Raw genomic sequence first — 17,733 nt, forward strand, 5'->3', positions numbered from 1 at the left:
TATGAGGGGGCGGACGCCAGTTTCGAACTGCTCGCCCGCGCCACGCTGGGCGACGTGCCCGAGTTCTTCGCCGTCGATTCGTTCCGCTGCGTCATCGAGCGCCGCCACAATGCGCGCGGCAAGCTCGTCACCCTGTCCGAAGCCGTGGTCAAGGTGACGGTCGATGGCGAGCAGCGCATGTCGGTCGCCGAGGGGCGGGGGCCGGTCAATGCGCTCGATCTGGCGCTGCGCAAGGATCTGGGCAAATATCAGGGCGAGATCGCCGACCTCGAACTGGTCGACTACAAGGTGCGCATCCTGAACGGCGGCACCGAGGCGATCACGCGCGTTCTGATCGAATCGACCGATGTGACCGGCCGGCGCTGGTGGACGGTCGGCGTGTCCGACAACATCATCGATGCGTCCTTCCAGGCGCTGATGGACTCCATCACCTTCAAGCTAATGAAGAACAGGGGCACCGCCGGCCTGGTGGCGGCGCAATGAGCGTCCGGCCCGCCGTTTCCGGCCCGAACGCGGCCGAGCCGGCCGCCGGCTTCGCCTTCGCGCTCGGCGCGTTCTTTTTTTGGGGCCTGCTGCCCTTCTACATGAAATGGGTCGACCATATGACCGCCTGGGAGGTGGTGGCCCACCGCGTCCTGTGGTCGGTGCCGGTCGCCGGCCTGCTGCTGGTCGCGATGCGGCGCACGGCGGACCTGCGCGCCGCCCTGCGCGACCCCAAAGCGCTGGCCCAGGCCGCGCTGACCGCCGGGCTCATCTCGATCAATTGGGGCGTCTATGTCTGGGCGATCGCCGCCGAGCGCACGGTCGAGGCGGCGCTGGGATATTACATCAACCCGCTGGTCAACGTGCTGCTGGCGACGCTGTTCCTGGGCGAGCGGCTGAGCCGTCCGCAGGCGCTGGCGATCGCCATGGCCGCCATCGCCGTCGCCGTCCTGGCCGCGCGCGCCGGGGGGCTGCCCTGGGTGTCGCTGGCCCTTGCCTTCTCGTTCGGCCTTTACGGGTTCTTCCGCAAGACGCTGCCGGTGGGCGCCGCGCAGGGCTTCATGCTGGAGGTGATCTTGCTGTCGGTGCCGGCGCTGGCGATCATCGGCTGGATGAGCGCGCGGGGGACCGGCCATTTCGGCCCGACCGGCTGGGGCGACATCGCGCTCTTGCTGCTGGCCGGCCCGGTGACGGCGATCCCGCTCATTCTTTACGCCAGCGGCGCCAAGCTGCTGCGCTACACGACGATCGGCGTCATGCAGTACCTGACCCCGACGCTGATCTTCCTGGTGGCGATCTTCGTTTTCGGCGAGCCGTTCTCGCTCTGGCAGTTTGTCGCCTTCTGCTTCATCTGGGCGGCGCTCGGCCTTTACACATGGTCCCTGTTTCGCGGCGCGCGGGCTGCCGCCCGCACGCCGTCCGTGACGTGAATTCCCGCTTTATTGCAGCCCGAAGCAGTTGGCGTAGTAGGTGGTCGTCGCCGGCCAGTCGGAGAACACGCCGACGACGCCGACATCCTCGTGCAGCACGTTGAGCAGGTTGAAGACGTCGCCGTCATTGTCGGTGATGTCGGCGACGCTCTGGTAGTACCAGCCGCCGCCGTCCTTCAGATTGCCCGAGCGTTCGACGGTCCAGGTGATGATGTTGAGGCCGGCGGCGCTGGCCCGTTCGGCCCAGATCGAAGGCACCATCGTGCCGTCGTCGCCGACGGTGACCAGCACCCAGGTGGGCGGCGCGATGTAGTTGACGCCCATCTGGGCCAGTTCGGTCATCGTGTTGGGCCAGGTTTCCGGGTCCGTCGGGCTCCAGCCGTCGATGGTGTAATGGTCGACCAGATAGACGGCCTGGGCGCCGAATTCCGGCTCGGCTTCGATCCAGTACAGCACGTCCTCCAGGTTGAACGATTGCGGCCACACATCGGAGGCGGGCACGCCGGCGGCCTTGTATTCGTCGATCAGCTTTTGCGCGTAGTCCTGCTGGGAAAACCCCTCGAACGGCATCTCGACCGCAGGGGTCTTCAGCTCGGGCGTGAACCTGGCGCCCAGGGACCCGAACAGCTCGATCGATTCGGCGTGGCTCATCAGCGTCGCCGGATCGGCCGAGTACAGATCGGTGCGCCAGTTGGCGGTGCCGTCCATATACGCCTCGACGGTGGTGGCGGTGCGGTCGGCCGCGTCCATCTTCGGCGTCAGCGTCATGAACTGTTCGAGCGTGATCTCGGAGGTGCGGCATTCGGCGCGCGCGGGCTCTGCGCCCGTGGCCGGCGTGAACGGGGTCACGCAGGTTTCGGCCAGATCGGTCGCAAGGATGTTGGTCGTCGTGTGAAGGTCGTTCTGCGCGTGGCGGCAGACCAGTTCCTTGTCCATGGTGAAGGTCACGTCGCATTCCAGAATGCCGGCGCCCATGCGCGCGGCGGCCAGGTTCGATTCGACCGTGTGCTCTGGAAACAGGAGCGGCGCGCCGCGATGGCCGATCGACCATTCGGAACGGCTGAAAGGGCCGGCCCGGCAGGCGGCCAGCTTCTGCTTGAGCTCGCCCTCATCCATATTGTCGATCAGGAAGAACGGGCGCGGCCCGATCTGGACCGGCGTTTCGGCCAGACTTTCGGAAACGGCTGCCCCGGTGATGGCGGTGGCGAGAAGGGCGAGGGGTATATGGCGCGGCATTGCGGGCTCCTGAGTGTGGCAAGCCCGGCTTCTAAATCAGAGATCTATGACAGCCATCCGTCAGTTTTACGAAACAATTCCAACCGTGCTCACAACCTTCCGATCACCGCCCGATCGCCCGCCGCGCCGTTGGAGGCGGCCATGATGGCCGGCACGATCTGATCGGTGCGCTCAAGCACCAGCGGCTTGACGCGATGGCCGGTGTGGATGAAGCCGGCTTTCCCCATATGGTCGAGCAAGGCCGTCAGCGGGTTCCAGAACCCGTCTATGTTGGCCAGCACGATCGGCTTGGTGTGCCGTCCGAGTTGCGCCCATGTCAGGATCTCGATGACCTCCTCCAGCGTGCCGATGCCGCCGGGCAGGGTCACGAAGGCATCCGAGCGCGCGAACATGGTGTGCTTGCGCTCATGCATGTCGTCGGTGACGATCAGTTCGTCGAGCGCGCCCAGCGCGTCCTCGGTTGCCTCCTTGTGCATCAGGAAACGCGGGATGATGCCCGTGACCTTGCCGCCCGCATCCATCACGCCGCGCGAGACCGCGCCCATCAGACCTTTGGTGCCCCCGCCATAGACAAGCCGCATGCCCGCCTCGGCGATTGCCCCGCCCAGGCGCCGGGCGGCCTGTTCGTAAACGCCGTCACGGCCGGGCGAGGAACCGCAATAAACGCAGATCGATTTTATTTCGTTCATGCGGAATCTGTGGCGCGCGGCACCAAAAAGGTCAAGCCGCGCCGATGGTTGCATGGGCGTGCGCATTTGCAGCGCAAGGATAAAACGCCTAGATTGGCATTATGGCAGATGAAAATTCGGCGCCCTCGGGCGCCGATGGTTCCACGTGAAGGGTAAGATGGCGATCCGTCCGACGATATTGTGGTCCATTGGCGCGCTGTTCGTCGGCGCTGCGGCCGCTGTCGCCGTCGACTTTGCCGGCGTGCGCGCTGCGCTGGAGGACGGCCTGGCGCGCGAGCGCGCCGATGTTGCCGTGGGCGCGCAGGAATCGCTGCCGTCATCGCCGCCCGCATCGGCGCTGGCCGTCGATCCGGACGCGCCGCCCACCCTGACCGGGAATGCGCGCACGGCCGGGAGCACGGGCTTGGCCGAAGATGCAGGCTTGGCCGAAGATGCAGATTTGGCCGGATCGCCGGCCGTGCCCGAGGGCGATGGGACGCAGCCGCCCGTTGCGCGCTTTGACCTTTTGCGCGTCGAGCCGGACGGCTCGCTCGTCATCGCCGGTTCCGGGCCGGCGGACGCGACAATGGAAATCGTTGCCGGCTCACGTACGATCGCAATGGCCGAGGCCGCCGCCAACGGCGATTTCGTCGCCGTTCTCGATGAACCCCTCGCGCCGGGCGACTATCAGATCGTCCTGCGCGCGACCGCGCCTGACGGTGTGGTCGTCACCTCGCGCGAGACGGCCATCGTCGCCATCCCCGAGCCGGGCTCCGCCGACGTGCTCGCGCTGGTCGAGGCGCCGGGCGCGCCCTCGCGCCTGATCACGACGCCGGGCCCCCGGTCGCCCGCCTTGACGCCGGTAGCCGAGCCCGAGGAGCCGGCGACGGGCGAAAATGAGGAGCCGGCCGCAAGCGAAGAGCTGGCGCCGACGGTGGGCGACGGGGATGCCACGTCCGCAGATGTGGCGAGCGCCCCGGCCGCCAACGAGGCGGCGGATGCGGACGCGCCCGCGCCATTCGATGCCGACGCAAGCGCGGACGCATCGGCACCGGCCATCAAGACGCAGGATGCGGCGCCACGGGCCGGGCAGGCTGTCGATCTGGCGGCCTTGCCCGAGACCGGTGCGAACGATGCGGACGAAGCCGCCGCGCCCCCGCCCGGCGGCGATGGCGCGTCGGTCGATCTGCGCATCGAGGCGGTCGAGATCGACGGTTCCGACCTGTTCGTCGCCGGTGCCGCCCCCGCCGGCACGCGGCTCCGGCTCTATGCGAACGCGATCCTGCTGGGCGATACGATCACCGGCGAAGGCGGCCGGTTCCTCGTTCAGGTCCGGCGTGACCTGCCGGTCGGCGACTATATCGTCCGCGCCGATGCGATCGATCCCTTGACGGGCCGGGTCCTGGCCCGCGTTTCCGTGCCGTTCACGCGCAGTGCCGGCGAGCGGCTCGCCGCCGTGGCGGTGGCGCCCTTGGTACAGCTGCCCGCCTCGCCGCCGCCGATTCCGTTCGATACGCTGACATCGCCCTCGCCCGCGACAGACACGCCCGAAGGCGGCGGCCCCGCCTTGGGTGTCGCATCGGCGGCCGAAGCCGCACCCGCGCCCGGCGATGGCGATGGCGACGGCGATGTCGCCAAGACGCCGGGCGCCGACGAGCCGCCCATAAACGTGCCGCAGGCGCTCGGCGTGTTGCAGGGGCCGCCGCTGTTCGTGGCCGATACGCCCCAGGCCGCCGCCGAACTGGTGCCGACCGGCAAGTCCGTGATCATCCGGCGCGGCGACACGCTGTGGCAGATCTCGCGCCGCGTTTACGGGCAGGGGGTCAAATACACCACGATCTACCTCGCCAACCGGCAGCAGATCAGCGACCCGGATCTCATCTTGCCGGGCCAGGTCTTCGATGTGCCCGACGAGGCGATCGACGATGCCGAGGCCGTCCATCGCGCACTGCGCGACCGGAACTGATCGCCCGGCGTGTCGTAAATTGGTTGAAGGGGCAGCACCGGCGGTGGCCAGCTCATCGCTTATCGTATATCGGCGACGAACGATGCCTGTGCCCCCATCCCCCACCGATGCCGGCGATGAGGCGCCGCGATGCCGTCCCGGCGCTTTCGCCGGGGCGCGCCGCGCCGCCGCCGACCGGCATATGGCCCGCCCCGTGCAACGGGAAGATCGGGCCGGTGCCTGACAAGACCGTCTCCGCCGACCGCGGCGCCATGATGCGCACGATCGCGAATCTGTGGCCCTATATGTGGCCGGCCGGCCGGCCCGATCTGAAGCGCCGCGTGCTCTGGGCGCTTGTGTTCCTGCTGCTCGCCAAGTTCACCCTGATGCTCGTGCCCTATGGCTTCAAATGGGCGACCGACGCGCTCAACGGCGATTTGTCGGCGGCCGGCTGGATTCCCGTCGCGCTGCTCGCTCCGGTCATGCTGGTGGTGGCCTACAATGTCTTCCGCATCGTCAATGTGGGCTTCAACCAGCTTCGGGACGCGCTGTTCGCCCGTGTGGGCCAGCACGCGGTGCGCCAGCTCGCCTACAGGACGTTCGTGCACGTGCATGCCCTGTCGCTGCGCTTCCATCTGGAAAGGCGCACGGGCGGGCTGTCGCGGATCATCGAGCGCGGCACCAAGGGCATCGAGGCGATCGTGCGCTTCACCATCCTGAACACGGTGCCGACGATCATCGAATTCGGCCTGATCGCGATCATCTTCGGCTTTGCCTACGGCATCGAATATGTGCTCGTGACGGCCGCCACCGTGATCGCCTATTCCTGGTTCACCATGCGCGCCTCGGACTGGCGCATCGAGATCCGCCGCCAGATGAACGATTCGGACACCGAGGCGAACACCAAGGCGATCGATTCCCTGCTCAATTTCGAGACTGTCAAATATTTCGGCAACGAGCGCATGGAGGCCGACCGTTTCGACCGCTCCATGGCCCGCTACGAACATGCGGCAACGAAGGTGTGGACCTCGCTGGGCTGGCTCAATTTCGGCCAGGGGCTGATCTTCGGCGTCGGTCTTTTGACCATGATGGCCATGTCGGCGCGCGCCGTGCGGGCCGGCGAGCAGACAATCGGCGACTTCGTCTTCATCAACGCCATGCTGATGCAGCTCTGGGTGCCGCTCAACCTGATCGGCTTCATCTATCGCGAAATCCGCCAGGGCCTGACCGATATCGAGCAGATGTTCGACCTGCTCGATGTCGACGCGGAGATCGCCGATGCGCCGGACGCGCGCCCGCTCAAGATCGCCGAGGGCGCGATCCGCTTCGACGACGTCCACTTCGCCTACGATCCGGAGCGGCCGATCCTCAAGGGCATCTCGTTTGAGGTGCCGGCCGGCAGGTCGATTGCCATCGTCGGCCCGTCGGGCGCCGGCAAGTCGACCCTCTCGCGCCTTCTGTTCCGCTTCTACGACGTGCAAAAAGGCACCGTCGCGATCGACGGCCAGAACGTGCGGACCGTGACGCAGGGCTCGTTGCGCGCGGCGATCGGCATGGTCCCGCAGGACACCGTGCTGTTCAACGACACCATCGCCTACAACATCCGCTACGGCCGGCCGGACGCGACCGACGCCGAGATGCGCAAGGCCGCCCAGATGGCGCAGATCGCCGACTTCATCGCCGACCTGCCCGATGGCTATGACACGATGGTCGGCGAACGCGGGCTGAAACTGTCCGGCGGCGAGAAGCAGCGCGTCGCCATCGCCCGCACGATCCTGAAGGCGCCGCCGATCCTGATCCTGGACGAGGCGACCTCGGCCCTCGACACGGCGACCGAACAGGACATCCAGGCTTCGCTGGACCTTGTCTCAAGCGGCCGCACCACGCTCGTCATCGCCCATCGCCTGTCCACGGTGATCGGCGCCGACGAGATCATCGTGCTGCGCGAGGGCCGGATCGCCGAGCGCGGCAGGCATGCGGATCTGCTGGCGGTCCCGGGCGGGCTTTACGCGCATATGTGGGCGCGCCAGTCCGAGGCGATCGAGGCCGAGGCGAAGTTGCGCGCCGCCCGCGAGACCGACGATATGGGCGTGGTCGTGCGCCGGCCGCCGGCCGCGCCAGCGCGGTAGGGGGAGGCGGCAGGTCACAAGCTGTCCCTTGCACGGTTTGTCGTGGCACAATATGTCCGGTCCGATCGAAACAATGCCGGACATCGCCATGAGCTTGATCGACACCGTCACCAAGGCCCTCGTGCCTGTCCATCGCCAGGGCTGGCCGTTCGTCGGCGCTTTCCTTGCGGCGGCGGTGATCGGCGGCCTGATCTGGGACCCCTTGTTCTGGATCGGCCTGGCCCTGACCGGCTGGTGCGCCTATTTCTTTCGCGACCCGCAGCGGGTCACGCCTCTTGACGACGATGTCGTCGTCAGCGGCGCGGACGGCATCGTATCGGCGGTCGGTCCGGCCGTGCCGCCGGCCGAACTGGGCCTGGGCGATGGCGAGCGCCTGCGCGTTTCGGTCTTCATGAACGTGTTCTCGGTGCATGTGAACCGCGCGCCGGTGCGCGGCCGCATCGCCTCCATCGCCTACAGCCCCGGCACGTTCCTCAACGCCGATCTCGACAAGGCAAGCCGCGAGAACGAGCGGCAGGGCTTTGTCTTCGACGGCCCGCACGGCCCGGTCGCGGCGGTGCAGGTGGCGGGCCTTGTGGCGCGCCGCATCGTCGGCTTCCGCCGCCAGGGCGAGCAGATCGGCGCCGGCGAGCGCATCGGCCTCATTCGGTTCGGCTCGCGCTTTGACGTCTATCTGCCCGAAGGCGCCGAGCCGCATGTCCTTGTCGGCCAGACGGCGATCGCCGGAGAGACGGTGATCGCCGCGTTCGGCCGGCCCGGACCCGCGCCGGTCACCCGGATCGCCTGAGCGATGTCGATGGGCGACGCCTTTCCGCCGTTCGAGCCGGACGGTCCGGAACGCGATCCCGCAAATGGCGGGGGGACGGGCCGCAAGAGGCGCCTGCGCGAGATTCCGCTGCGCGTCGTCATCCCCAACATCATCACCGTCCTGGCCATCTGCGCCGGATTGTCGGCGGTGCGCATGGCGTTCGAGGAACGCTTCGACGCGGCGATCGGACTCGTGCTGCTGGCGGCCGTGCTCGACGGGCTGGACGGGCGCATGGCGCGGCTCGTCAAGGGCACCTCCAGGTTCGGAGCGGAGATGGATTCGCTGGCCGATGCGATCAATTTCGGCGTCGTGCCGGCGCTGGTGCTTTATATTTTCGTGCTCGACGAGGCGGCGCAGCTGGGCTGGATCGCGGCCCTTTTGTACGTGATCGCCTGTACGCTGCGCCTGGCGCGCTTCAACATCATGTCCGGCGACACGAACCGGCCGCGCTGGCAGAAGGCCTATTTCGTCGGCATTCCCGCGCCCGGCGGCGCGCTGGTTGTGCTGCTGCCGGTCTATCTTGGGTTCCTGGGGTTTTCGCCGGACTGGTTCACCGCCTCGGTCGTTTCGATCTACACCATCGTCATCGGCTTTCTGATGGTCTCGAACCTGCCGGTCTGGTCCGGCAAGCTGTCCGGGGCGCGGGTGCCGCGCACGGCCGTCATGCCGCTGATCCTGTTCGTTGTGCTCTATGTCGCCGCGCTTGCCAACTTCACCTGGACGACGCTGAGCCTTTCGGCGATCGCCTATCTGGCGTTCCTGCCCTTTTCGCTGCGTCTTTGGCGGCGTCAGGCGAAGCGTCACGCGCTTCGGATGCGCCCTTCATCCGCCGGCCCAGACGTTTGAGCATGGCCATGACCCGGTCCTGCAGCGTGACATAGTCGGTCTTGCCCGAGCCCAGCACCGGGATATCGTCCATCTCGACGATGTCGGAGGGCACCATCAGCTTGCTCAGCCCCTCCTGCTCGGTTTTTTGGGCGATGCGTTGCCTGTCGGGCTTCCTGGCGGTCGTCGCCAGCACGATCTTTTCGCCCTTGCGCCGATCGGCCACCGAGAGCGCGGCGTGCCGGTCCGCCGGCCACAGCGACTGGACCAGCATCTCGACGGCGCCCAGCGAGACCATCTCGCCGCCGATCTTGGCGAAGCGCTTGGCCCGACCGCGCACGGTAATGAAGCCCTCATGGTCGAGATGCACGATGTCGCCCGTATCGTACCAGCCATCGCCGGGCGGCTGGATCTCGCCGGGCCTTTCGGCCTTCAGATAACCGATCATCACATTGGGGCCGCTGACCCACATGCGCGCCCCGCCCTCGATCCCCTCGACCGGCTCCAGCCGGATCGAAATGCCGGCGAGCGGCCGGCCGACCGAGCCGGGCCGGCAATGGGTGGCCGAATTGACGGCCACGACGGGCGAAGCCTCGGTCATGCCGTAGCCTTCCAGGATCGCGCAGCCAAAGCGCGCGCGATAGACCTGCCGGGTCTCGCGCCTGACCGCCTCGGCGCCGGCGACGACGAAGCGCAGCGAGGAAAAGTCGGTATCGCGGGCCGTGCGCGCATAGCCGGCAAGGAACGTGTCGGTGCCGAACATGATCGTCGGCTGCACGCGCGCGGCCACCTGCGGGATCAGCTTGTAGTGCAGCGGGGAGGGGTAGAGGAACAGCCGCACGCCGTAGAGCAGCGGCAGCACCATGCCGCCCGTCAGCCCGAACGAATGGAACAGCGGCAGCACGTTGAACAGGCTGTCCCGCACCGAGATCGACACCCGCGCCTCGGACTGGGCGGCATTGACGATCAGGTTGCGGTGCGACAGCGCAACGCCCTTTGGCGTCCCCTCCGTGCCGGAGGTGAACAGGATCGCCGCCGGCGCGCCGGGGTCGGACCGTTGCACCGGCCGGGCCCATTGCAGCGCCGCCGACAGCTTCTCGGCCGTGGTGACCGTTCCGCGCACATCCTCCAGCCAGACGATCGTGGTGCCATTGTCCTCGATCGCGTCGATTAGCGGCTCCAGCTCGGCCTTTTCGACGAAGGCACGCGAGCACAGGACCGTGCGGATCCTCGCCGTTTCGATCGCCGAGACCACGTTGCCGGGGCCGGCGGTGTAGTTGAGCATGGCCGCGACCCGGCCCGCCGATTGTAGGGCGAAGAAGGTGACCGCCGCGCCGTTGGCGTTGGGCAGGAGCACGCCCATCGCCTCGCCGGGCTCGGACATGGCCGCAAAGCGCGCCGCCAGGACCCGCGCGCCGATCAGCGCGCGCTTGTAGGCGAGCGTCCCGCTCACCGTGTCTTCGAGGATCACGCGGCCCGGGCCGTAGGTCCTTGCGGCCGATACGAGCGCTTCGAACAGCGTCTGCGAAAGGTCGGCCGCGGTGACGCGCAATTCGGCCATGCGGTCGAACAGGGCGTTGGCGGGCGTCGTCCGTTCGCGGCCGCCAAAGGCGATCAGCTCGGCGATCGAGGCGGCGGGCAGGGCATGCAGGCGCAGGCGCGGCCAGCGCGCCCTTGGGGCCTTGTCGGGGGGCGTGAAGGACGAGCCCGCAAAGCGCGAGCCGCGCACGGTCACCGGCACGATGGACGCGCCCGTCTTGCGCGCCAGAAGGGCAACCGCGCGGTACAGGCGGAAGGCGGCCGCGTCCGGCTCGACCGCGTCGGGGAAGTAGACGGCGAGCCGCCCGCCGCGCTTGAGATGCGTCACGAGCCGCCGGTTGGCGATCATCCTCTCCTTGTCGAAGACGACCGCCTTGCCCAGTGGCCGGAAAGCTTCCACCAGCCTATGGCCCGCCGAGGCCGGATCGAGCACGTGCAGCGTGTCGTCGGGCAGGGCGGCGAGGCTGACGGCAGCGTCGATCCGCGCCTGCTCGTGGATCGCGAAGACGACCGGGCCGCCTGTGTCGCGCACCGGAATGAGCCCGCGCGTGTCGAGCCGAAGGGCCAGCTTGAGCGGCGCCAGGGCCATGGCCTGTGCCCAGCTTGCGCCCAGGGCGGCGCGCTCGCGCACGGCCAGCACGGCCCACAACCCGACAATGGCGACGACCGCAAGCAGCGCCCAGGCCATCTCGGCTCCTCCCTCGATCCGGCTGGCGACCCCCAGAGCCATGCTCGGTCAGGCAATCTATCCGATTGACGCCGTGCGTCAATCAAGGCCGAGGCGGCTCAGTCGGCGGGCGCCGGAAGGGGCACGTTCATCCACCGGCCCGTGGGCACATCGAAGATGAGCCCGTTTCGCGTAACCGCCTCGCCGGCGAGCGGCACGATTTTCGCCGCCGTTTCCGCCGGCGTCGGCAGTGTTTCGGGTTTTTCGCCGGGCATGGCCCGGGCCCGCATGGCGGTGCGCGTCGGGCCTGGATCGACCAGGTTGACGCGCATCGGCCCCTTGGCGTTCTCGGCCGCCCAGACGCGGGCCATCATGTCGATGGCGGCCTTGGATGCGGCGTAGGCGCCCCAATAGGGCTTGACCTTGTGGGCGACCGACGAGGACATGATGGCCGCCCGGCCCGCCTCGGAGGCGCGCAGCAGCGGGTCCGTCGAGCGGATCAGCCGCCATGTGGCCGTGACGTTGACGGCCATCACCGCCTCGAAGTCCCTGGCCTTCATCTGGCTCACCGGGGTCAGCGCGCCCAATATGCCGGCATTGGCGATGAGGATGTCGAGCCTGCCCCAGCGCTCGGCGATGACGCCGCCCAGCCGGTCGATCCCGTCGAAATCCTTGAGGTCGAGCGGCACGAGCGTCGCCTCGCCGCCTGCCGCGGCGATCTCGTCGTCGAGGTCCTCAAGCCCCCCAACGGTGCGCGCGACCGCGATGACATGGGCGCCCGCCGCCGCCATCTGCCGCGCGACCTCGTAGCCGATCCCGCGCGAGGCGCCGGTCACGAGCGCCAGCTTGCCGGTCAGGTCGGGCGTTGCGGTCATGGCGGCAACGACCGTGTTCACTGGCTGGGCGTTGCGAGCAGCGACAGCTTGCGCACATTGTCCGGCCCCTCGATGTCCGAGAGGCGGGTGGGGTAGGCGCCGGTGAAGCAGGCATCGCAGAATTGCGGCGCATCGGCGTCGCGAACCGCTTCGCCGACGGCCCGGTAGAGCCCGTCGATCGTCAGGAAATCGAGTGAATCGACGCGGATGAAGTGCGCCATCTCATCCACGCTCATTCGCGAGGCGAGCAGTTTGGAGCGCTCGGGCGTGTCGACGCCATAGTGGCACGAGGACATGGTCGGCGGCGATGCGATGCGCATATGCACCTCGCGCGCGCCCGCCTCGCGCACCATCTGCACGATCTTCTGGCTGGTGGTGCCGCGCACGATGGAATCGTCGACCAGCACCACCGAGCGCCCTTCCAGCACCGAGGAATTGGCGTTGTGCTTGAGCTTGACGCCCATGTGGCGGATCGCCTCGGTCGGCTGGATGAAGGTGCGGCCGACATAGTGGTTGCGGATGATGCCCAGTTCGAACGGCAGCCCCGCGCCCTGCGCGAAGCCGACCGCCGCCGGCACGCCGCTGTCGGGCACCGGCACGACGATATCGGCGCCGACCGGCGCCTCGCGCGCAAGTTCGGCGCCGATGCGCTTGCGCACCTCGTAGACGTTGCGGCCTTCCACGCGGCTGTCGGGGCGCGAGAAGTAGACATATTCGAAGATGCAGAAGCGGGGGCGCTGCGGCGTCAGCGGGAAGTGGCTCTCGATGCCCGCGTCGGTGATGACGACCACCTCGCCCGGCTCGATGTCGCGCACGAAGCGCGCGCCCATAATGTCGAGCGCGCAGGTCTCGGACGCCAGAATCCACGACCCGTCCAGATCGCCCAGCACCAGCGGCCGGATGCCGAGCGCGTCGCGGCAGCCGATCATCTTCTTGGACGACAGCGCGACGAGCGAGAACGCGCCTTCGAGCTGGCCGATCGCCTCGTTGAGCCGCGACAGCAGGTCGGGTTTGCCGCTGGTTGCGACCAGATGCAGGATCGTCTCTGTGTCCGAGGTCGACGAGAAGATCGCGCCCTTGCGCTGTAGGTCGCGCTGCACGGTCAGCGCGTTGGTGATGTTGCCATTGTGGGCGATGGCGAGCCCGCCATCGTCCAGTTCGGCGAACAGGGGCTGGATATTGCGCAGGCCGGCGCCGCCGGTCGTCGCATAGCGCGTATGGCCGACGGCGCGGTCGCCCGGCAGCCGGTCGAGCACGGCCCTTTTGGTGAAATTGTCGCCGATCAGCCCGATATGGCGCTCGATGTGGAACTGCGAGCCGTCGAAGGAGACCATGCCGGCCGCCTCCTGGCCGCGATGCTGCAACGCATGCAGGCCCAGCGTGGCGAACGATGCGGCGTCGGCCCGGCCGAAAATGCCGAACACGCCGCATTCATCGTGGAAGTGATCGTCCGCTTCGGCCGCAGTCTTGGCCATGCCTGCGCGTGGGTCTGTCATGTGTCGGTCGTCCCCACGGTCGCCTCGCCCGGCATCACGGCGCCCAGATCGTCGGGCAAAAGGCCGACGAGCGCTTCGGCCACCTGGTCGAGAAAGGGTTTGGACTTGGCGCCGTCGATCCAGGCGATGTCCTGTTCGCCGACGAAGAAGTTGATGAACCATATGGCGACGGCGGCGACGATAATGCCGCGCGCTGCGCCGAACAGGAAGCCGAGCGACCGGTCGAGCGGGCCGATGCGGCTGTCGATGATCATGTCGGCGATGCGCATTGTGATCAGCGTGACGACGATCAGCGCGACAAGGAAGATCGCGCCGGCCGAGACGAGCTGCGCGACCAGCTCATTGTCGACATAGCCCATGACGAAGGGCGTAAGCGGGCGATAGAAGAAAAAGGCCGCCGCCGCGGCGGCCACCCAGGAGGCGATCGACAGGACCTCGCGCGAAAAGCCGCGCACCATGGCGAGCACCGCCGATATCAGCACCAGGCCGATGAAGAGGGCGTCGAGCAGGGTGATGGGCATGGGCGAGATGTTCTCCGCTGGGCGGTTTGTCCGGTGTCGGTCGTGCGGCCGCGCGCCGCCTGCGTGACTTGTGCCGCCATCGGCCCGGCCGCTCAAGCCCGTTGCTCCGGGTCGGCATCGCGCGACAATTGTTTTCCACCGGCGATGCGCGTGACCAGATCGATAAGCGTTTCCAATTCGTGCATCCCCTTGCGGGCGGCTGCCGCCTTGCCGCCGGCCGCCGGCAGGACCGCCTCGGGGAATCCCAGTTTTTCGGCCTCCTTGAGCCGGTTCGCCGCGTGCGGCACGGGCCGGATGGCGCCCGACAGGCTGATCTCGCCGAAATAGACGGTCGAGGCGTCCAGGGCAAGTCCGGCCAGCGAGGAGACGAGCGCGGCCGCCACGGCCAGATCCGCGGCCGGCTCGGCGATGCGGTAGCCGCCCGCCACGTTCAGATAGACGTCGTGCTGGCCGAGCCGGACGCCGCAACGCGCTTCGAGCACGGCGATGACCATGGCCAGCCGCGCCGAATCCCAGCCCACGACGGCGCGGCGCGGCGTGCCCAGCGATGTCGGCGCGCACAGCGCCTGGATTTCGACCAGCACCGGCCGGGTGCCCTCCATGGCCGCGAACACCGCCGCCCCCGGCGCGTCGGCCGAGCGCTCGCCCAGGAACAGTTCGGACGGATTGGGCACCTGCCTGAGGCCCGCGCCGGTCATTTCGAAGACGCCGATCTCGTCGGTCGGCCCGAACCGGTTCTTGATCGCGCGCAAGATGCGGTACTGGTGGGCGCCGTCGCCCTCGAACTGCAACACCGCGTCGACCATGTGCTCGACGACGCGGGGACCGGCGATCTGGCCGTCCTTGGTGACGTGGCCCACCAGCACCACGGCAGCGCCGGTCGACTTGGCATAGCGGATCATCGCCTGGGCGCTGGCGCGCACCTGCGTCACCGTGCCCGGCGCGCTTTCGACGCCGTCCGTCCACAGCGTCTGCACCGAATCGAGGACGACCAGGTCGGGCCGCGCGCCGCCCGCATCGAGCGTGGCCAATATGTCCTCGATGTTGGTCTCGGCGGCGAGCTTGACCGCGCTGTCGGCCGCGCCCAGCCTTTGCGCGCGCAGCCGCACCTGGGCGACCGCCTCCTCGCCCGAGACATAGACCACGCCATGGCCGGCGCGCGACAGGGCGGCGGCGGCCTGCATGAGCAGCGTCGACTTGCCGATGCCCGGATCGCCGCCGAGCAAGAGCGCCGAGCCGCGCACGATCCCGCCGCCCGTCACCCGGTCCAGTTCGCCGACGCGCGAGACGATGCGCGGCGCGTCCTCGCTTTCGCCGGACAGGGGAACCAGCGCCACCGGCCGGCCCTTGCGCAGCGCCCGGCCGGGTCCGCCGCCGATCCCCGCCACCGGGTTTTCCTCGGCGATCGTGTTCCATTCGCCGCACGCATCGCACTTGCCCGACCAGCGGGCATGCACCGCGCCGCAACTGGCGCAGACGAACCGGGTGCGGGTCTTGGCCATCTCAGCCCGCGTGCCCGGCGGTGACGCATCGCCGATGGCGCCGTCCGAGACCGGTCAGCACCTCATAGCCGATCGTGCCGCAGGCGCGGGCGACGTCATCGAGCGGCATGTGCGGGCCGATCAGTTCGATCCACCCTTCGTCCAGAGTGTCGTCCGGCACGTCGGTGACGTCGAAACAGGTCAGGTCCATGGTGACGCGGCCGAGCACCGGTGCGCGATGGCCGCCGATGAAGCCGGCAAGGCCGCCCGGAACCGCGCCGCGCAACGGCACGCCCGCGCCCGAGCCCGAACGCGGCACGCCGTCCGCATAGCCGGCCGAGACGATGGCGATTTTCGTATCGCGGTCCAGCATCTGCGCGGCGCCGTAGGAGACGGTTTCGCCCGCCTTGGCGCGACGCACCTGCACGATGCGCGCTTGAAGCGTCACCGCGGTGCGCATCGGGTTCGGCCGGCCGGCGACCGTCTCGCCGCCATAGAGCGCGATGCCCGGCCGGGTCAGGCCGTGGCCGAACGCGCCGCCCGTCAGCACGCCGGCCGAGTTGGACAGGCTTGATTCAACGCTTTCAAAGTCGGCCGCAACCTCTTGAAGGGACTCCGTCTGCCGCCGGTTGAGCGGATGGCCGGGCGTGTCGGCGCAGGCGAAATGGCTCATCAGGTGCACGATGTTCAGCCCCGATCGCGGTCCGGCATCGCCGGCCAGCGCCCGCGCCTCGTGCGCCGTCAGGCCGAGCCGGTTCATGCCCGTGTCGACATGGATCGCGCAGGGCGCCCCGTCCCCGGCGGCCGCCCAAAGGGCGATCTGCTCCATGCTCGACAGGACCGGGATCAGGTCCGCCTCGACCATCGCGCGGACCGAGCCGCCATGGGCGCCGTTCAGCACGAAGATGCGCGCGGCCGGCTCCAGCGCCCTTGCCGCCAGCCCCTCCGATGCCAGCGCGACGAAGAACGTCTCGCATCCCGCCGCCGCAAGCGCCGGCACCACGCGCTCGACGCCAAGGCCGTAGGCGTTGGCCTTGACCACGGCGGCGCAGCGGCCCGGCCGCGACCGCGCGGCAAGATCGCGCCAGTTGGCGACGATCGCGCCCAGATCGATCGTCAGCCGCGCGCCGGCCTGGTCGAGCAATTCGGTTTCTTCGCTCATCGGCCGGACTTACCCGGTCGGCCCGTTCCCGAACAGCCCTTCCGGGATGTGCGTTCTCTTTGTGGTTCGACCATCATCGCCCTCGCCATTGGAGGCTCCGTTTCGGCAAGCTCGGCAGCGCACCTCACGATAGGGGCGATGACGGCCTCATGCCGCGGGACGGGGCGGGCGCGCAGCCCCGGAACTATCCCGTTGGATAGAAGAATTCCTCGCGCACGATCTTGCCGCCCGAGACGTGGTAGAGCCCGATCTCCTTCATTTGGCTGCGCTGGCCGCTTTGCCTGTGCGTGGAGTCGATCTCGAAAATCACCGCGAAGCGGTCGTCGCCGCTCTGGTAGGGGCCTTCCACCTGCGCCGCGTGGACCTCGAACGTCGCCTCCCACCAGGCATGCTTGCCGGCGATGCCCTCGACGCCTTTGGTCACGCGGTCGCCGCCGTCCGGCATGAACGCTTCGACGGACACCGCATCGGGCGCGTAAAGCGTCTTCAGGCCGGTGGCCGTGTCGTCGGCCCGGCAAAGGGCGACCAGTTCATTGCCGATATCCTCTGTGGTCTTGGTCATGGGGGTCCTCTCAGTGTTCTCTTTATGTTCCACTTATAGCGCGACCCGATGACGCGGGCAAGACCGCAATCGCGCGCTCACAAGATCGTGAGGGAAGGGGCGCCGGCAGTTGGCCCGACCTCACTCGAACCGTTCGGGCAGATGCGAGGCGTCGGCGAGATCGGAGAAGCGCGTATACTCGCCCTGGAAGCCGAGCTGGACGGTGCCGGTGGGGCCGTGGCGCTGCTTGGCGACGATCACGTCCGCGGTGCCCTCGACCTTGCGCATCTTCTCCTCCCCGGCGATATAGGCCTCGGTCTTGAGGTCGGCCGCGCGGCGCGGCTCCTGGTTCTTGACGTAATAGTCCTCGCGAGAGACGAACAGGACGACGTCGGCGTCCTGTTCGATCGAGCCCGATTCGCGCAGGT

At 68.4% G+C, this 17,733-nt stretch carries 15 protein-coding genes and 1 pseudogene; 6 read left to right on the top strand and 10 right to left on the bottom strand.

Annotated features, from left to right (window positions below; genetic code table 11):
• Positions 1–483: alpha-isopropylmalate synthase regulatory domain-containing protein (locus AC5E6L_RS06770; RefSeq protein WP_491772147.1), on the top strand; the 483-nt coding region annotated here is incomplete at its 5' end.
• The gene (rarD, locus tag AC5E6L_RS06775; RefSeq protein ID WP_491772149.1) at positions 480–1,412 is read left to right on the top strand and encodes an EamA family transporter RarD; all 933 of its coding nucleotides are present in this window, start codon (positions 480–482) and stop codon (positions 1,410–1,412) included. The genes AC5E6L_RS06770 and rarD, both read left to right, overlap by 4 nt.
• A gap of 9 nt (positions 1,413–1,421) precedes the next feature.
• Here rarD and AC5E6L_RS06780 read toward each other — a convergent pair whose 3' ends face one another.
• On the bottom strand, positions 1,422–2,648 hold the full coding sequence (locus AC5E6L_RS06780; RefSeq protein ID WP_491772151.1) for a glycerophosphodiester phosphodiesterase family protein: 1,227 nt from the start codon (positions 2,646–2,648) through the stop codon (positions 1,422–1,424).
• Positions 2,649–2,737: 89 nt separating this feature from the next.
• Positions 2,738–3,337, bottom strand: a complete 600-nt coding sequence (locus tag AC5E6L_RS06785) for an LOG family protein (protein ID WP_491772153.1) — start codon at positions 3,335–3,337, stop codon at positions 2,738–2,740.
• 157 nt (positions 3,338–3,494) lie between these two features.
• Here AC5E6L_RS06785 and AC5E6L_RS06790 point away from each other — a divergent pair, with 157 nt between their 5' ends.
• The 4 genes from AC5E6L_RS06790 (at position 3,495) to pssA (ending at position 9,044) form a co-directional block, all read left to right on the top strand.
• The gene (locus tag AC5E6L_RS06790) at positions 3,495–5,282 is read left to right on the top strand and encodes a LysM peptidoglycan-binding domain-containing protein (protein WP_491772155.1); all 1,788 of its coding nucleotides are present in this window, start codon (positions 3,495–3,497) and stop codon (positions 5,280–5,282) included.
• Positions 5,283–5,533: 251 nt separating this feature from the next.
• Entirely contained in the window at positions 5,534–7,390 is a 1,857-nt protein-coding gene (locus AC5E6L_RS06795) for an ABCB family ABC transporter ATP-binding protein/permease (RefSeq protein WP_491772169.1), read from the top strand.
• 88 nt (positions 7,391–7,478) lie between these two features.
• Complete coding sequence (locus tag AC5E6L_RS06800) at positions 7,479–8,177, top strand: phosphatidylserine decarboxylase (RefSeq protein WP_491772157.1); 699 nt, start codon at positions 7,479–7,481, stop codon at positions 8,175–8,177.
• 9 nt (positions 8,178–8,186) lie between these two features.
• Positions 8,187–9,044 carry a CDP-diacylglycerol--serine O-phosphatidyltransferase gene (gene pssA / locus AC5E6L_RS06805; RefSeq protein ID WP_491229884.1) on the top strand — a complete coding sequence of 286 codons (858 nt, stop codon included), beginning with the start codon at positions 8,187–8,189 and terminating at the stop codon, positions 9,042–9,044.
• A gap of 424 nt (positions 9,045–9,468) precedes the next feature.
• Here the strand turns inward: pssA and AC5E6L_RS06810 are convergent.
• The 8 genes and pseudogenes from AC5E6L_RS06810 to AC5E6L_RS06845 all read right to left on the bottom strand — a co-directional run.
• Positions 9,469–11,292, bottom strand: a pseudogene (locus AC5E6L_RS06810) (AMP-binding protein); the annotation flags it as partial.
• Between the two features lie 56 nt (positions 11,293–11,348).
• Positions 11,349–12,104 (bottom strand): SDR family NAD(P)-dependent oxidoreductase, encoded by a 756-nt coding sequence (locus AC5E6L_RS06815; RefSeq protein ID WP_491229881.1) that lies wholly within the window; start codon positions 12,102–12,104, stop codon positions 11,349–11,351.
• Between the two features lie 17 nt (positions 12,105–12,121).
• On the bottom strand, positions 12,122–13,579 hold the full coding sequence (gene purF, locus AC5E6L_RS06820) for an amidophosphoribosyltransferase (RefSeq protein WP_491229882.1): 1,458 nt from the start codon (positions 13,577–13,579) through the stop codon (positions 12,122–12,124).
• A 17-nt stretch (positions 13,580–13,596) separates the two neighbouring features.
• The gene (locus AC5E6L_RS06825; RefSeq protein WP_491772159.1) at positions 13,597–14,121 is read right to left on the bottom strand and encodes a CvpA family protein; all 525 of its coding nucleotides are present in this window, start codon (positions 14,119–14,121) and stop codon (positions 13,597–13,599) included.
• A gap of 92 nt (positions 14,122–14,213) precedes the next feature.
• Entirely contained in the window at positions 14,214–15,623 is a 1,410-nt protein-coding gene (gene radA, locus AC5E6L_RS06830) for a DNA repair protein RadA (protein ID WP_491772161.1), read from the bottom strand.
• Position 15,624: 1 nt separating this feature from the next.
• A complete protein-coding gene (gene alr / locus AC5E6L_RS06835; RefSeq protein ID WP_491772163.1) occupies positions 15,625–16,764 on the bottom strand; it encodes an alanine racemase in 1,140 nt (379 codons plus the stop codon).
• Between the two features lie 184 nt (positions 16,765–16,948).
• Positions 16,949–17,326, bottom strand: coding sequence for a nuclear transport factor 2 family protein (locus AC5E6L_RS06840; protein WP_491772165.1), 378 nt, complete (start codon positions 17,324–17,326; stop codon positions 16,949–16,951).
• A 120-nt stretch (positions 17,327–17,446) separates the two neighbouring features.
• On the bottom strand, positions 17,447–17,733 hold a 287-nt coding region (locus tag AC5E6L_RS06845; RefSeq protein WP_491772167.1), incomplete at its 5' end, for a DnaB-like helicase C-terminal domain-containing protein.

This window comes from Roseitalea sp., from assembly GCF_984466335.1.

Coding starts and splice junctions, on each gene's coding strand:
- pssA (WP_491229884.1), top strand. CDS start 8,187: ATGGGCGACGCCTTTCCGCCGTTCGAGCCGGACGGTCCGGAACGCGAT.
- AC5E6L_RS06790 (WP_491772155.1), top strand. CDS start 3,495: ATGGCGATCCGTCCGACGATATTGTGGTCCATTGGCGCGCTGTTCGTC.
- purF (WP_491229882.1), bottom strand. CDS start 13,579: ATGGCCAAGACTGCGGCCGAAGCGGACGATCACTTCCACGATGAATGC.
- AC5E6L_RS06800 (WP_491772157.1), top strand. CDS start 7,479: ATGAGCTTGATCGACACCGTCACCAAGGCCCTCGTGCCTGTCCATCGC.
- AC5E6L_RS06785 (WP_491772153.1), bottom strand. CDS start 3,337: ATGAACGAAATAAAATCGATCTGCGTTTATTGCGGTTCCTCGCCCGGC.
- AC5E6L_RS06825 (WP_491772159.1), bottom strand. CDS start 14,121: ATGCCCATCACCCTGCTCGACGCCCTCTTCATCGGCCTGGTGCTGATA.
- rarD (WP_491772149.1), top strand. CDS start 480: ATGAGCGTCCGGCCCGCCGTTTCCGGCCCGAACGCGGCCGAGCCGGCC.
- AC5E6L_RS06780 (WP_491772151.1), bottom strand. CDS start 2,648: ATGCCGCGCCATATACCCCTCGCCCTTCTCGCCACCGCCATCACCGGG.
- AC5E6L_RS06795 (WP_491772169.1), top strand. CDS start 5,534: ATGATGCGCACGATCGCGAATCTGTGGCCCTATATGTGGCCGGCCGGC.
- AC5E6L_RS06840 (WP_491772165.1), bottom strand. CDS start 17,326: ATGACCAAGACCACAGAGGATATCGGCAATGAACTGGTCGCCCTTTGC.
- alr (WP_491772163.1), bottom strand. CDS start 16,764: ATGAGCGAAGAAACCGAATTGCTCGACCAGGCCGGCGCGCGGCTGACG.
- AC5E6L_RS06815 (WP_491229881.1), bottom strand. CDS start 12,104: ATGACCGCAACGCCCGACCTGACCGGCAAGCTGGCGCTCGTGACCGGC.
- radA (WP_491772161.1), bottom strand. CDS start 15,623: ATGGCCAAGACCCGCACCCGGTTCGTCTGCGCCAGTTGCGGCGCGGTG.